The 16,014-nt window shown below is 34.0% G+C and carries 15 protein-coding genes and 2 riboswitches; of the genes, 14 read left to right on the forward strand and 1 reads right to left on the reverse strand.

The window, feature by feature from the left end:
- Nucleotides 1-83: 83 nt before the first annotated feature.
- The 9 genes from CACET_RS04375 (at nt 84) to CACET_RS04415 (ending at nt 9,580) form a co-directional block, all read left to right on the forward strand.
- Nucleotides 84-1,520 (forward strand): helix-turn-helix transcriptional regulator, encoded by a 1,437-nt coding sequence (locus tag CACET_RS04375; RefSeq protein WP_044823459.1) that lies wholly within the window; start codon nt 84-86, stop codon nt 1,518-1,520.
- A 194-nt stretch (nt 1,521-1,714) separates the two neighbouring features.
- Nucleotides 1,715-1,798: riboswitch (cyclic di-GMP riboswitch) on the forward strand.
- A gap of 585 nt (nt 1,799-2,383) precedes the next feature.
- A complete protein-coding gene (locus CACET_RS04380) occupies nt 2,384-3,682 on the forward strand; it encodes a sensor histidine kinase (RefSeq protein ID WP_158385969.1) in 1,299 nt (432 codons plus the stop codon).
- Nucleotides 3,679-4,299, forward strand: coding sequence for a response regulator (locus tag CACET_RS04385; RefSeq protein WP_044823457.1), 621 nt, complete (start codon nt 3,679-3,681; stop codon nt 4,297-4,299). Before CACET_RS04380 ends, CACET_RS04385 begins: the two co-directional genes overlap by 4 nt.
- A 43-nt stretch (nt 4,300-4,342) precedes the next feature.
- Nucleotides 4,343-4,735 (forward strand): hypothetical protein, encoded by a 393-nt coding sequence (locus CACET_RS04390; protein WP_044823456.1) that lies wholly within the window; start codon nt 4,343-4,345, stop codon nt 4,733-4,735.
- A 78-nt stretch (nt 4,736-4,813) separates the two neighbouring features.
- Nucleotides 4,814-5,386, forward strand: a complete 573-nt coding sequence (locus tag CACET_RS04395; protein ID WP_044823455.1) for a hypothetical protein — start codon at nt 4,814-4,816, stop codon at nt 5,384-5,386.
- 20 nt (nt 5,387-5,406) lie between these two features.
- Nucleotides 5,407-6,624 carry a signal peptidase I gene (locus CACET_RS04400; protein WP_242846877.1) on the forward strand — a complete coding sequence of 406 codons (1,218 nt, stop codon included), beginning with the start codon at nt 5,407-5,409 and terminating at the stop codon, nt 6,622-6,624.
- A 250-nt stretch (nt 6,625-6,874) separates the two neighbouring features.
- A complete protein-coding gene (locus tag CACET_RS04405) occupies nt 6,875-7,600 on the forward strand; it encodes a hypothetical protein (protein WP_044823453.1) in 726 nt (241 codons plus the stop codon).
- A gap of 185 nt (nt 7,601-7,785) precedes the next feature.
- Nucleotides 7,786-8,886 (forward strand): DUF5305 domain-containing protein, encoded by a 1,101-nt coding sequence (locus CACET_RS04410; protein WP_044823452.1) that lies wholly within the window; start codon nt 7,786-7,788, stop codon nt 8,884-8,886.
- A 79-nt stretch (nt 8,887-8,965) separates the two neighbouring features.
- The gene (locus CACET_RS04415) at nt 8,966-9,580 is read left to right on the forward strand and encodes a DNA-3-methyladenine glycosylase (RefSeq protein ID WP_044823451.1); all 615 of its coding nucleotides are present in this window, start codon (nt 8,966-8,968) and stop codon (nt 9,578-9,580) included.
- A 112-nt stretch (nt 9,581-9,692) separates the two neighbouring features.
- Here the strand turns inward: CACET_RS04415 and CACET_RS04420 are convergent, their stop codons facing one another.
- The gene (locus CACET_RS04420) at nt 9,693-10,418 is read right to left on the reverse strand and encodes a lysophospholipid acyltransferase family protein (protein ID WP_044823450.1); all 726 of its coding nucleotides are present in this window, start codon (nt 10,416-10,418) and stop codon (nt 9,693-9,695) included.
- A gap of 144 nt (nt 10,419-10,562) precedes the next feature.
- On the opposite strand from CACET_RS04420, the gene CACET_RS04425 reads away from it, so the two are divergent.
- The 5 genes from CACET_RS04425 to dapB all read left to right on the forward strand — a co-directional run bounded on the left by CACET_RS04425 (nt 10,563) and on the right by dapB (nt 15,953).
- Nucleotides 10,563-11,387 carry a carbon-nitrogen hydrolase family protein gene (locus CACET_RS04425; protein WP_044823449.1) on the forward strand — a complete coding sequence of 275 codons (825 nt, stop codon included), beginning with the start codon at nt 10,563-10,565 and terminating at the stop codon, nt 11,385-11,387.
- A 345-nt stretch (nt 11,388-11,732) separates the two neighbouring features.
- On the forward strand, nt 11,733-12,668 hold the full coding sequence (locus tag CACET_RS19365) for a cell wall hydrolase (protein ID WP_082058094.1): 936 nt from the start codon (nt 11,733-11,735) through the stop codon (nt 12,666-12,668).
- Nucleotides 12,669-12,940: 272 nt separating this feature from the next.
- Nucleotides 12,941-13,124, forward strand: a riboswitch (Lysine riboswitch).
- A gap of 182 nt (nt 13,125-13,306) precedes the next feature.
- Nucleotides 13,307-14,302, forward strand: a complete 996-nt coding sequence (locus CACET_RS04435; RefSeq protein WP_044823448.1) for an aspartate-semialdehyde dehydrogenase — start codon at nt 13,307-13,309, stop codon at nt 14,300-14,302.
- A 38-nt stretch (nt 14,303-14,340) separates the two neighbouring features.
- The gene (gene dapA, locus CACET_RS04440; protein ID WP_044823447.1) at nt 14,341-15,213 is read left to right on the forward strand and encodes a 4-hydroxy-tetrahydrodipicolinate synthase; all 873 of its coding nucleotides are present in this window, start codon (nt 14,341-14,343) and stop codon (nt 15,211-15,213) included.
- Nucleotides 15,214-15,230: 17 nt separating this feature from the next.
- A complete protein-coding gene (dapB, locus tag CACET_RS04445; protein WP_044823446.1) occupies nt 15,231-15,953 on the forward strand; it encodes a 4-hydroxy-tetrahydrodipicolinate reductase in 723 nt (240 codons plus the stop codon).
- The last annotated feature ends 61 nt before the right edge of the window (nt 15,954-16,014 follow it).

Genomic DNA, 16,014 nt, shown 5'->3' on the forward strand with positions numbered 1-16,014 from the left:
CCTAATGTGATAAAAAGGTCCTGTTTTTAAGTGTAAAGGTAGGTGGTGGAAGTATATCACATATTCACTTGGAGGGTGATCTTATGAGTATATTCATGGAAAAACTAAAAAAGGATCAACGGTTACTATCTATTATAAGCTTTTCTTTAGTTTCTGGATGGTTATTATCTGTTGTCTTTGAAGGGCAAATTTTATATAACCTTATGAAAAATGTAAACACAGAAGGAATGACACATAATACAATAGCCGTGTTGTGTCATTTTATGGGACTATTTATTAGTGGGTTCTTTATTAAGAAACAGGTTACTGCAAGAAAGGCTATGATAACCTCTACAATGATATGTATACTAGGAAGCGTAATTTTCTTTTTACCCTTTTCTATGCTATGGTATATATCTATTGGTGTCATAGCGTTTTTTGCTGGTGCTTATATAGTCAGTTGGAGTTTTTACTTCAAGATTTATTCTCAAAGGGGACAACGCTTTAAAACAGCAGCAAGTGTCCTGATCTATTCTAATATGTTAATGATTTTGATTAATGGAGTTGCTGTAAATATTTCATCTTTATTTGGGCTTGCTTTAGCCTGTATACTTCTTGTGGCAGGACTGTTACTAACTTTTAACTTGGAAGCGTCGGCTAAAGAGAAGGATTACTGCACAGTGCAGTTAGAAAAATCCCATCAAGAAGCTTTCACCAGCTTAAGATCTCTAGTCATCCTATGTTTATTTATCTTAATTATTACTATCAATTCAGGCTTAATGTACCGTGTGGTACTACCGGCTTTTTCCCATCATAAACTGTTAACAAGCTATTACTGGGCGATACCATATATTGCAGTACTTTTTCTCCTTAAAAGCTCAAAGAATTTAATAAACCAAGGTTATGTATTGCATATTGCTCTTGCTATGATAGGCGTTTCCTATATCTTTTTTATGTGGTTGGATAGGTCTGTTAGAAGCTACTTGATGATCAATACACTGATGCTTGCTGCTTTTGGCGTATTTGACTTGTTTTGGTGGAGCATCTTAGCAGAGTTTTTTGATTATAGTGATAATCCTGGGAAGATTTTAGGAATTGGCTTATCTATGAATGTATTGGGAATTAGTATTGGAGGTATGGTTGGAGAAAATTTATTTAACACTGGAGAAACTTACTTAAATGCCTCCTTAATTGCACTGATTATTGTTTGTATGATGGTGGTCCTACTACCTATACTACATATGCAACTTGCTAGTTTCTTTAAAAATGATATATTTCTTTTTCAGTCTATAGATATGGAGAAACATCATCAGAAGATAGTCGTGTCGGAGCTTAAGCAAAATAAAAAGTTTACTGACAGGGAAACGGAAATTATAGAATTGCTACTCAAGGGATATACCTATAAAGCTATAGCAAAACATCTCTATATAAGTGAAAATACGGTTAAGTATCACGTTAAAAATATATATCAAAAGCTAAACATTAACAACAAAATGGGATTGATCAAAATTTTTTCAGAAGAAGAGGAAAAATTAGTTTGAAGATTTGAGGGAAAGGCATAAGTCTCTTATTTGTTGGAAAATAGGTATTACTACCCTTTTGTGCAGGGTATTTTTGAAAAAAAACTACCTCTTTTGTAGGATTTAAAAAAAAGAAAATAAGACTATAGTATAGTGTAAAAGGAGTATTTAAAAAAACTGTATTGTTATTGTTGATGAGAGAAAAAAATTATAATTAATCATTAGGAAACAAAGAAGTAGGTTCTATATTTGGGCACCTAGAACCTATGGAGTGAGTGGTGCAACCGACCTAGGCTATATATTATAGATAGGTCTCTTTTGTTTTTTGAATTATTTTGCTTATAGAACTGTTTTCCATAAATGAGCTAATAATTTGAAAAGTAGTGTAATAAAGTTATCCAGGGGTAAGGAAGAGATTTCTAGAATAAATAAGCAAGCTAATAAAGTTTGGTAGAGGAGGCGTTTTTTTGATTTATCAAAGGATTTACAATAAAATATTTTTCCTAAAGGATAAGTCAGAAATAGTTAAAATTATGTTTCTATACAGATATACATCTGTAGTTACTACCTCTTTTTTCTATCTAATAAGTGACTTAAATTATTCTATTAAAAGAAAAGTGTTCATTGTAATCTGTATAAGCACTTCTTCAGTTATCATCAACTACCTGTATATAAAAAACGAATCTTCTATTTCAAAAATTAAGTTATTGATTTTAATTGAAACTATTGGAAACTCATTTATCCTTATACCATCCGGCGGTCTCAGCAGTCCCTATATATGGTACTCCCTTAATACCATATTAGTGACATCAGTAAAGTTAAATAGAAAGTATTGTTGGGGGAATATATTTGTTTACCTATTTAGTTTAATTTACATGTCTCCCTTGTTGCTAAAAAAGAGTGGGGATTTTGCTACTACAGTCAGTGAACAGTCTAATCTCATATTGAGCTTTATACTCATTACTGGAGTTATTCAACTTTTAACAAAGTATATAAAAAAGACTGAAGAAGAAAGTGTTGAGCTTTCAGAAACAAATAGACGGTTGGTAATAGCCAATGAAGAAATTAAGCAGTCAATGGACTATATCATGGAACTTTATAGGGTGACACAGTTGTTTACAAGACAGGAAAGTAAAAATAATTTAATTCAGTTAATGTTACATTATGGAAGGAAAATTACAAAAAATAGTGGTGTTTTATTTATATATCCGAATAAGTCCAATACTGAATTCATTATTCAGTCAGATAAGCTATCTAAAGACTTAAAAGAAGAGATTCGTTGTGAAGTAATAAAAAAATGGTCTGCTATTATCAAAAAAGACACACCTGTTGAATTGAATATAAAAAGCAATCAACTGCTACTTATTTCTATAAAATCTAGTTATAGGGTCTATGGCATACTAGGAATTGATATAACATATGTAGACAGTGGAGTAAGTTATAAAGAAACCCTAGAGCAGTTGAAATTTTTATCAAATCTCAGTTCTATCACACTAGAAAAATTTCAGCTAGAGCAGGTGAATGAAGAGTTGTTAATTAGTGAAGAACAAAATCGGATAGCAAATGAAATACATGATAGTGTGCTACAAAGACTTTTCAGTGTATCCTGTAGTATGTTTACTACAATCAAAAGTTTAAGAATGATGAAAGCTTATAAAATAGAAGCAGAACTTAATACAATGAGAGCTTGTATGAATAGTGTAGTGAAGGATTTAAGAGCTACAATTTATGGTCTTAGTTGGACAAAGGATGGTGTAAATAATTTTATAGTTAACATTGAAAACTATCTAAATGAGATGAGAGCATTAAATAATATAATCATTCGTTTTAATCCAAGAGGAAATCACGAACTTTTGTGCATGACGCAAAAAAAAGCACTGTATAGAATGATATGTGAAGGCATTGGTAATGCAACAAGACATGGATCAGCTCAAGAAATAGAGGTAACGCTTGAGGTAAAAGAAGGTGTTACTTCCCTTCAAATAATAGATAACGGCATAGGATTTGATGCTATGCTTTTAGAAAAAAATAAAAAAATGGGTTTGGGGATAAGAAATATTTTTCAACTGACCTGTTCCTTAAATGGAAGGATAAACTTAAATAGCCAGATAGGTATGGGGACAAAAATAGATATCACGATTCCTAATGATATACCAAAAACTTATAAGGAGGAAGTTGTATGAGGATACTGATTGTGGATGATCATCCATTAGTGAGAAAAGGTTTATCATCTACTTTATCTTTTGATGATAAAGTGAAAGAAATAAAAGAAGCGGGGAGCATAGAAGAAGCAATAATGATCATGTCAGAATCTAATCCTGAAGTCACAATAATAGACTTAAATCTTGGCAGTGAAGATGGACTAGAACTTATCCAGAGGGCAAGAAATAAAAATATTACAACAAAGTTTATTGTGGTTACATCATCCTTGAAAAAGGAGGATTTTATAAGAGCTCAAAAAGCGGAGGTAGATGGATATATATTAAAAGAAGCTTTTGCTGAAGATATTTTATATGGATTTAGTGTTGTGATAAGAGGCAAAAAATTTTTTGATCCAGAAGTCATGAAATATCAGCTGAATCAAGATAAAGCTACATCAGTAGAAACATTAACAGGGCGAGAGAAGGATATTCTTAATGAATTAGGCAAAGGATTAAGTAATTTAGAAATTGCTCAAAGACTTTTTATATCAGAACATACTGTAAAGAAACATGTCAGTAATATTCTCTCTAAGCTGAATTTAAAACACAGAACAGAAGCTGCCATCTATATAAATAATACTACAAGGTTTAATCACTAGTTTTAATGAAAAAGTAATTTACAAAGAAAGAGGTGGAGATCTTTTGGCAAAAAAGAAAAGAAAAAAAGATTCCTTAGGAAAGTGTATGATATTAATAGGTTCTATTACTGTATTAAATCTTATGGGTATAAGCTATGGTTATTGGAATGGTGGGTTGCAAATGATAGCTTCTCTATCTACAGGGAAAATGGATTTGGAGGTGATACCTCGTAATGATCAAATTACATTAACACCTGGCAGCACGGGAAGCCTAAGCTATGAAATAGTTGATTACAGCACTATTCCTGTAAAGTTTGGTGAATATGAAGTTATGGCGTCAGAAGGCATATATGTTGATTATAATGATGGGAATGTTTTGGTGGAAGTGCCAAAAGATCAAGATCCTGGAGATTATAGCTTTGAGATTGAATTAAAATACTATCAAGCCAATGATTAATTTAGTTTAGCATAATTTTTAGAAAAATTATTAAGGGAAATTAACATAGCAAATATCAACTAAAATGGAGGTATGATGATGAAAAAAAAGACAGTCACTATCATAATTAGTATCCTGATAGCGATGCTTTTTATGTCTGGAGGCTATGGTTCTTGGAAAAAAAACCTATACATCACAGGAAATATAAAAATTGTAGCGCCTGAGGTGCCTCAAGCAGATTTGGGTGGAGGTGAAATTTTAGAGGAAAAAAATAAAATAGAAACTTTTACGAATGAATTTGTAGGGAGTAATGAGAAAAGTAGAGAAATAGATACTCAGGAAAGTATAGATAAAAGCAAAAATATAATAATTGATAAAACTTCCATGCAAGAAGGAACAATGAAAGAAGTTTCAGATAAAAAAAGTGCTATAAACATAGAAAATACTACTGAATTATCCGAGACAGTAAATTTCACAAATTCAGTGGATTTATCAGATACAATACAAACAACGGAAACAACAACTTCCATAGATGCAACGGAAACTTCAGATACTACACCCAGCAGTACTTCAACAGAAACCTCAGACGATTGTAGTACCGGCAATTCAGATAACTCAAGTTCCTCAGACGATACCGAAAGTCCCGATAGTACAAATGATAGAGAAGAATAATGGACAATGGGGGATCGATGATGATAGAAAAAAACTACTTACCCACAAGAAGATCTAAAATAAGGTGTCTTTTGGTGCTTGCTTTAATGATAGGGATATATATTATTCAAAATTCATCAGTGGCTTCCTTCATAGGTGTAGGAAGCCAGCTTTTTTATTATATAAAGCCTGTCCTATGGGTAGGGTGCGCTGTGATAGTATGGAATTTACCCAAGGTTCATCCTAAGGGCAAATTAAAGCATAGGAGTTTTCTTAACCTGTGGGCTTTTAATTTTGGAGTTTTATATATTGTGGTGTCTATAATCACAGGGATGATTGATGGTTTTGGGAAAAGCCCCTATAATCGTAGCATCATAGGGGTTATAACAAATATCTGCTTTGTTGGCACTACCCTGATAGGCAAAGAGTTCATAAGAAGTTATTTAGTAAATCATTTAACAAAGAAAGAGAACTACTTTATTTTTATCCTTGTGTCTCTGTTCATGACGGTTACTACAATTTCTTTTAATCAAGTCTTAAGCTTGCAGGAACTTCCAACCATCATTGAATTTATAGCTCGGTACTTTGCACCAGAGTTTTGCCAAAATTTAATGGCTACATACTTAGTTTTTCTTGGTGGTCCACTGACATCAATGATTTATCTAGGTATATTTCAGCTTTTTCACTGGTTATCTCCTATCCTTCCAGATGTTAAATGGATTACAGCTGCCCTTATAGGTATTCTATGTCCCGTGTTTTCGTTGATAACATTACAAAATATGTACGCAAAGGAAGCAAAACAGACAAAAAATACAGCTCAGGATGAAGAGGGGATACTGGGCTGGATTATTACAAGCATCATTTCCATTGGGATTGTATGGTTTGTAGTAGGTGTTTTCCCTATATACCCTTCTGTGATAGCTACAGGAAGTATGGAGCCTATGATATATCCAGGGGATCTTATATTGGTAAGAAAGATAGGGGACATAGAAGATATTCATCGGCTGCAGGTAGGGGATGTTATTCAGTTTAGGCGAAATGATATACTAATATCTCACCGAATTATAGATATAAGGGAAGATGATAAGGGCATGACTAGTTACCAAACAAGGGGGGACAATAACACAGCAGTAGATACAAGGTTAGTAAAGCCGGAAGAAATAAATGGCACAATAATAAAGGTAGTACCTAAAGTAGGTTGGCCAACACTACTTCTTAAACAAAAAAATGATGTTTTATTAGAGGATATACAATTTTAGGCAGGGGTTTCAGCCCTGCCATCGTTGGTTTACTTTTGTCAGTAGATAATGGGATGAAATAATAATTTTTTAAAGAAGTAAACTTATATGGTACAAAAGTAGTAGAAGGTAAGTAATTGGTGGTAGCTTTATAACCCTAAGTGAGCAGATGAAAACTACTCTTTTGCAGGGCGCAGGTTATGTAAAAAATCTTTATACTAACAGTATAAGGTTTATTAAACCTAAATTTACTAAGAGGAGTGGTTTGAAAATGAAAAAAACAAAATTTATTGCATTAGTTCTAGTAGTAGCAATAGGGTTGATGGGTGCAGGTTATGCGGCATGGACGGAAAGCTTTACTGTTAACAACAGTATGTCAAGTGGACAATTAAAGATTGAATTGTCGAAAGCAAATGCATCTTCTGAAGTAGACTTCAATAGTCAAGCTGTAAAAGCTGCTGACTTAATCGATAACCTTGTTGTTGCTGATACAGAAATTAAAGGAAACGTTGCAAAGTTTGCTATTGATAATATGTATCCAGGTACTCAATTTATCACAAGCCTAAGAGCAGAAAATAAAGGAACATTACCAGCGGTTATTAATGAAATTACAGTGAATACTGTTGCTAAAGATGCAAGAGGCAAAAAAATAACAAATAGTAAACTACAAGAGGCTATTAGAGTAGATTATGAATTTGTTATTCGTCAAAAAGGAAGCCATAGGGCTAGAAAAACAATTGAAGGTAACGATGTAAGCTTAGCTGAATTAAAAACAGTATTAAGTCAACAACTAATAGGTCAGTATATAGGTGCTGATGAAGAGCTTACTAGAAAGAGTGAAGATGAGCGACTTGGATATAATGTAACCTTTAAAATTCCACAAGATGGACTAAACAATGTTAATGGAAAAAATGAAGGTGAAAATGAAAAAGTAGAAGTAGAGATCATATTTGACTTTGTACAACACAATGTATTTGATAAAACCTTTCAACAATAATAAATAATAACTACGAACTTAACGGAGTTAGTAAAATTTCCTACTAACTCCGTTTTTAATGACTTGAAGATTTTGTTAAAGTACAGAATTGGTATTAAACTACCTTAAAATAAGCAGAGTTTCAAGGAAAAAATAGTATATTATAGAATGCCTATATAGTAAAGCTTATCATGGAGGTATGGTATATGAAAAAAAGTTTGAATAGAAGCTTAAGAGTAAGTTTTATTATAATATTTATAATTTTAATAGGGATTATGTCGTTTTCGCTATATGGCAAAATAAGTTATGTGGAATTTAGTGAGGAGCAAATTCCTCGTTATAGCTACAAAAACAAGACAGATGTCAGCTATGAGGTTTTTCTAAAGCCAAACCTATTATTTGATGAAGAAAGTTTAGGAGAAGATCATACATATTTTACAGAGTTTATAGATCATATCCAAACAACTTTTAATTATGGCTTTTATGGAGAAGCAGTAGTAAGTATAGAGGGTGACTATGAAGTCCTTGCAACCATAGAAGGTTATAACAGGGAAACAGAAGGGGAAAAAATCATATGGAAAAAAGATTTTATTATTTTACCAGTAAATAGCTTTGCTGTAAAGGATCAAAAAATCTTTATAGAAGAAGACATTTCTTTTATATTAGAAGGCTATAATAAGTTTGCAGATCAAGTGGCTGAGGCTGCCAAAACACGAACATCAACAAGATTGATTATATATATGAAGGTGAATCTGAAGGCTAATACAGAGGAGGGACTAATAGAAGAACAAAAGTCTCCTGCAATTGTTATTCCTCTTGGAGAAAGTCAGGTTGTAATAGAGAAAAGGCAGATAGGAGAAACAGAGAAGAATATTGAAGAAACCATACAAGTAGAGCTTCCTCTAGGCAAGAAAAACCTTGTTTTACACGGGATCTTTATAGGTATCTGCTTGATAGGCTTGATCTATGTTATTTTCTTTACCTCCAATAAACCTCCTAAAAACAAACTGGAGAAAACCCTAAATAACATATTTAAGAAGCATGGTAGCCGTCTGGTGGCTTTAGAAGAAGAAAAGATAAACCCTCATGATAGCTATTATAAAGTAAAGACGATAGAGGACCTGGTTAAAATTGCTGATGAAATAGAGAAACCCATTTTATACAAGCATAGCCTAAACCCTGAGAATATAACGAAGTTTTATATTATAGATAAAACATGCATGTACGTCTTTGATTTAAGGCATCTAGTAAAATCCTCAAAGGAAAATGTAGTAGAAGAAGTAGAAAATAGTGAAACTGAAATTTAATCATCAGTGGTATAATGGTAGCATAGTTAATATAGAAAAATATGCAGAAACAGTTTAAATAAATTAAGGGAGAAGAATTATGGGGAAGCTATGCAGAGAATTTTATAATAGACCTACTTTAGAGGTAGCTAAAGATTTGCTAGGGAAGTATTTAGTGCATTATGTAGGAAGTAATAAATATATCGGTAAAATCGTAGAAGTAGAGGCTTATATAGGAGAAATTGATAAGGCATGTCATGCCTATAACAATAAAATTACCAATAGAACAAAAGTGTTATACGACCCTCCTGGTACTGCCTATGTTTATTTAATCTACGGTATGTACTATTGTTTCAATGTTGTAACGGAGGAAGAGGGGAAGGCTGCTGCTGTCTTAGTCAGAGCTGTAGAGCCGATAGAGGCTTTAGAAAAAATGGTGGAAAATAGATATAAAAAGAAGATGGATGAAATATCTAAAAAACAACTTAAGAACCTAACCAATGGCCCAGGGAAGCTTTGCATGGCAATGCATATAACAAAAGAGAATAATGGCATGAATCTTTTGGGTGATGAATTATATATCATGGAAAGTGAAGAAACTTCTTCCTTTGATATAGTAACCACCAAAAGAATTAATATAGACTATGCAGAGGAAGCTATAGATTTTCCCTGGAGATTTTATATAAAAGATCATCCTTGTGTATCAAAAAAATAAACTGGTTTCAACAAACCAAAAATCGGGTAATCATTTAAAAATCCTATATTCTAAAGCGAAAAATATACAGAAGGGATCAGATACTTTGTATTAGCAAAGCTCCTAGACTTTTCTAGGAGCTTTGTAGGTTATCTTTGATGATTTCGTGGACCTGAACAATTAAATCATTGGAGGTATCCTTTGAGACATCGTTAAAGTCAATTGGAGGAGAAACAGTGAGGATGACTTTGGTTGCGGTAAGATTTTTATCGTTATTAGCTTCTAAGATCTTATAAGTATTTTGAATAGTAATAGGTACAATAGGAACATTTGCTTTTTGTGCTGGTCTTAAGCTACCGGGTTTAAAAGGGCTTAGTTCGCTGCTCTTGCTTCTGGTTCCCTCTGGGAAAATCACCATTGATTGACCAGACTTAAGGGTTTCAGTGGCTTGTTTAATGGCTGTCAAGGATTGACGCATATCATTACGATCTATAAAAACACCTTCGATGCATTCCAACCACTTACTGATGACAGGCCAAGTCTTTAGCTCAATCTTAGCTAAAAAGCCCAAAGATTTTGGTAGATAAAGCAGTAAAACAGGAATGTCAAAATAGCCTTGATGATTACTTACAAATAATACAGGTCCTTCCTCAGGTATGTTTTCTAAACCTTTTACTTCTACAGTACTGCCAGTAGCACCTATTAATACTTCAGACCAACGTTTGCTAATTCTATCAGTTAACTGTCTTTTTTCTTGAATACGATCTTCTTTTTGTAATTTTTTTGCTTTTGGAATAACAAAAATGCTAACATAAATAGCATATAATAAAAAATGAATTACTCCTAAAACTTTTCTCATAGGGGGATCTCCTCCTGTTTAATAAGAAATTATTATGATGTAAATATACTATCACAAAATATAATGGTTTAAAAGGAAACTTTTGATTTTTAGGCTATGTTTTGGTTCTAATGATATATACTACATATTAAGGAGTGGGTGAAAATGCGTAAGTTTAAAATGGCGGTTTGCCAGATGCTTGTTACTGAAGATAAGGAAGAAAACCTAGCTAAAGCTGAAAAAATGATACGTGAGGCAAAATCTCAAGGTGCTCACATAGCAGTACTACCGGAAATATTTAATTGTCCCTATAGCAGAAAGGCTATGGTACAGGCGGCAGAAACTTATCCAGGGGAGACCACCAATAGGCTATCAAGTTTAGCAAAAGAATTATCTATGTACATTGTAGGAGGATCTATAGCAGAAAAGTCCCATGATAAAATCTACAATACTTCCTTTATCTTTGGACCATTGGGAGAGCTTTTAGGCAGCCATAGGAAAATGCACTTGTTTGATATAGATATTAAAGGAAAAATTACCTTTAAAGAATCAGATGTCTTTGAAGCAGGGGAAAAGGTGACAGTAGTAGATACAGAATTCTGCAAGATAGGTGTAGCTATATGTTTTGATGTGAGATTTCCAGAGCTTATGAGAATAATGGCACTAAAGGGGGCAGAAGTGATTATTATACCAGCAGCTTTTAACACCACCACCGGACCTGCTCATTGGCATGATACCATTAAAATCAGAGCGGTAGACAACCAAGTCTACTGCATAGGTGCATCTCCTGCTCGAAACCTGCAATCTAACTATCATGCCTACGGATTTTCTACCATTATAGATCCTTTTGGAAAAGTAATCGCTGCTACGAAGGAAGAGGAAACTATTATCTATGGAGAAATAGACTTAGATTATTTAGAAAAGGTGAGAGAAGAACTTCCTCTATTGAAGAATAGACGAAAAGATTTATATACCCTAACAGAGTTGTAAAGCAATCATATGCGTTAACTTAAGCTGATTATTTCCAAAAACCCTCTCAATTTGTCATCCTGAGCATAGCGAAGGATCTTGAAACAACGAAGAATTTTCTTAATTCTAAGATCCTTCGACTTCACTTTGTTCTCCTTAGGATGACAATTTATGGCTTAGCTAGCGCTAATGATAAAGCAATAAAATTTACCTAACATCCTAAGGTTTGAAAATATTGGAATCTATGTGTAACGACAGTTTTTAAAGGGGCCTCCCCTTTACCAAAACTTACAACCCTTGAAACCATATACACCCCTTTTGATTTATGCTAAAATTTTTGAGAGTCTATGAGAAAGGTTGGTGTATATGAAGATACAATCAAACAAATGGTGGATTGGTATTATGTCCATCGTACTCATCGTTGTAGCGATTGCTTCAGTACAAATAGCAAATGCACCTGACAAAGAGATAAAAGATAGTGCTGCTGAGGTAGAAACGTACTTAGAGGAAGAGACAGAAGAATGGGTTTATGAAACCTCTGATGAAGAAGTACATGAAACAGATGAAGAAATTATGGCAAGTAGTGAATTGACAGAAAAAGTTGAAGAAAAGTTACAAACAGCTGCCTCTAGTATTACATCAGAGGAAGCTGCAGCGGAGGTTGCAGTTGTTGAAGCTCCGAGAAGCACTACAAGCACTGCAAATACGGTTGATATGTCTCCTATTACTTCCGACAGATATACAGTAAAAAGTGGAGACACATTATTTCTAATTGCTGAAAGAGCAAATCTTTCCTTGCAAGAGTTAAGGTCTATTAACAACATAAATACTGATACGATTTATGTTGGACAGGTAGTTCAGACTAAAACACCTCCACAACCAGTAAATGTTGCACAGGCATCATCTAATACAGTGGTCACCAGAGGTTCTCAAAGAGAGGATGATATGTACTGGTTAAGTAGAATTATCCATGCTGAAGCCCAAGGGGAGCCCTACCAAGGAAAGGTAGCAGTAGGGAATGTTGTATTAAATAGAGTTCGAAGCAGTAACTTTCCTAATACAATTTATGGGGTTGTTTTTGACAGACAACATGGTTATGTACAGTTTTCACCAGTAATTGATGGAACAATCCACAATACACCTAATAGAGACAGTGTTCAAGCAGCAACAGAGGCACTTAATGGAGCGAAGCCTGTAGGAGATGCTCTGTATTTCTTAAATCCAAGAAAAGCAACTAACTTTTGGATTGTTGCCAACAGAAGATTTATGAAAACTATTGGGGATCATGATTTTTACTATTAACAAAAAAATGGCTATTTAAAAGGACGGGGGAATTTTCTCTGTCCTTCTTTGTATATAAAACAACGCAAGCTCAAGGATAAAATTACTTGACCCATTACCCCAAAATATAATCACGTATAAGGCGTGTTTTAAAACATAGAAAATTCCGAAAAATCAATATGGGAGAGGGAATTTCCAAATACGGTTGACAGCATCCAGTAAAGTGTGTTACACTACCTACAATATCATAAGGGTTTTCTATTATAGAGGATTTATAACAATTAAATATACAGTTAATGAGTAGAGGTGCATTGAAGATGAGTATATAGTAGGTGTTAAGAGGGAAACCCTCAATACTGCTATAGAAAGGCTGACGTGCCGAAACTGTTAAATGGTTTTCAGTTTAACAGTTGGGGGTTTAGTGAATAACTAAACAACTGTCATGGAAATACTAATCCATGGGGTGCTATTTGTTAATTGCTACAATATTATAGAAGAAAGCAGCTAGTAATTTGTTCTAAAGAATATTTTTTGACAATTACTAAAGTATCTATACTTTGTCGCATTAACAACTCCTAGGATTATCCTAGGAGATTTTTAATATACTTTTATGAAGGTGAAATCTAACTCAATAATCAAATTATGGAAGGGGAATAAATATGGGTCTATCTATTGGTGTAGTGGGAGCAACGGGAGCGGTCGGACGTAAAATGATTGAAATTTTAAAGGAAAGAAATGTACCTATCGATTCTTTGAGAGCTTTTGCATCTCAAAGATCAGCTGGAGAAAAAATAGAGTTTAAAGGAAACGAAATTACAGTAGAACTTTTGACAGAAGAAGTTATGAAGGATAAGTTTGACTATCTACTATTTTCAGCTGGAGGTGGCGTATCAGAAAAATTTGCACCTATTGCAGCTGCAGCAGGAAATGTGGTAATTGACAACTCTTCCCAGTGGAGAATGACTAAAGGGATTCCTTTGGTGGTACCAGAAGTAAATCCTCATACACTAAAGGGATATAAAGGAATTATAGCAAATCCTAACTGTTCAACGATACAAATGATGGTGGCCTTAGCACCACTTCATAGACGGTATGGAATTAAAAAAATTGTAGTATCTACCTACCAAGCAGTATCCGGCAGCGGACATAAAGCTATTGTAGAGTTAGAAAGCCAATTAAAGGACGAAGCTTATCCTAATCAAGTATATCCAAAAAGAATTGCAGGTAACTGTATTCCCCATATTGATGTATTTAATGAAAATGGATTTACAAAAGAAGAATTAAAAATGGTGTACGAGACACAAAAAATACTTGAAGATAATACTATAGTAGTAAACGCTACTACCGTGAGGATTCCTGTAGTTTATGGACATAGTGAATCTATTTATTTAGAACTTAAAGAAGCCCCACAGGTAGCAGAAGTAAAACAAATTTTAGAAAATGCACCAGGGGTTGTAGTAATAGATAATCCAGAGATCAATGGATATCCTACACCGTTAGAGATAGCAAATACAGACGATACTTATGTAGGAAGAATAAGAAAAGATTTAGTTGATCCAACAGCACTATCTCTTTGGGTTGTGGCGGATAACTTGAGAAAAGGAGCTGCTACCAACGCTGTTCAAATTATTGAGGTAATGGAAGGCATGAAATAAGAAAACATTTCCTATAAAACAAATAAGGAGGAAAAAATATGTTTAAAGGTGCAGGCGTTGCCATTGCAACCCCTTTTAAAGATGGGCAAATAGACATACCAGCTTTTGAAAGATTGATTGACTTTCAAATACAAAACGATATACAGGCCTTAATCGTACTAGGTACTACGGGGGAAGCATCAACATTAGGAGAAGCAGAAAGAGAAGCTGTAATAAAAGCTGCTGTAGCCAAAACAAATAAAAGAGTACCTATTATTATTGGAACAGGCTCTAATAATACAGAGGTAGCCATCAAATACACAAAACAAGCAGAAGCACTAGGAGCTGACGGGGTTTTAGTAGTAACGCCTTATTATAATAAATGCACACAAAAAGGGTTAATACAACACTATAAGGAAATCGCAAAATCAACAACACTACCAGTGGTTTTATATAATGTTCCCTCAAGAACTGGTGTAAATATTGAACCTCAAACAGTGGTGGAACTTGCCAAAGTACAAAACATCATTGGTGTGAAGGAAGCTAGCGGCAATATGAGTCAAGTACTAGAGATTAAAAGGTTGGTACCAGCAGACTTTAAAATTTGGTCTGGTAATGACGATAATATTCTACCTATTTATTCCTGTGGTGGTGATGGTGTAATCTCTGTACTGGCCAATATAGAACCAAAGGGAACACAAGCTATGTGTAAAGCCTTTGAAGAGGGGAATATTAAAGAAGCTATTAGGCTTCAAGTACATTATAAGAAGTTGATTAATCTGATATTTATTGAGGTAAATCCAATTCCTACGAAGGCTGCTTTAAGCGTAATGGGATATATTGAAAATCAATTAAGACTTCCTTTAACTCCTATGGAGGAAGAAAATATGAAGAAGCTGGTAGAGGAAATGAAATATCTACAAATCATATAGGAGAAGGGAAGGTTTTTATGAATTTATTGATAGCTGGTATAAGCGGAGTAATGGGGCAGAAAATTTATAAATTAGCAGTGGAGGACAATTACTGGAGTAAGATAGAGGGTGTAGATGAAAAAAATCCTTTTGATAAAGTTGAGGAAGTGCCAAATGTAGTTATTGACTTTTCTCATCCAACTGCACTTCAGGGAGTTTTAAAATATTGTGTAGATAATAAGGTGTCTTTGGTCATTGGGACTACTGGCATCGAAGCTGAACAAAAACAGCTGATTGAAAAAGCTTCAGAAGTAATTCCTATCCTACAGGCCACCAATATGTCTTTAGGAATGAATATTATGTTTTCCTTAGTAGAACAGGTAGCATCTATTTTAAAAGGCAAGGTAGATATTGAGGTAGTGGAAGCCCATCACAATAGAAAGAAGGACGCACCATCAGGTAGTGCCACTACCATTGTAGAATCCATCGAAAAAGGCCTAGGGGAAACAAGGAAACATGTCTATGGCAGAGAAGGTCAATGTCCTCGTGAAAAGGGAGAAATTGGTGTTCATGCTATTCGTGGAGGAAATATTGTAGGTGTACATGAAGCTAGTTTTATTCATGACCTAGAGACTGTAAAAATTAGCCATGAAGCCTATGATCGTTCTGTATTTGCTCAAGGGGCATTAGAGGCTGCTAAATTCCTTATTGGTAAGGAAAGTGGAATGTACGATATGAAGGATGTTTTGGGTCTAAAATAATAGTAAAAAAACTTAAGCTGCCTTTCAAAAGAAGGCAGCTTGGTATTGTAGATACCTGTAT

The sequence above is a fragment of the Clostridium aceticum genome (assembly GCF_001042715.1).
GTDB classification, from domain to species: domain Bacteria; phylum Bacillota; class Clostridia; order Peptostreptococcales; family Natronincolaceae; genus Andreesenella; species Andreesenella acetica.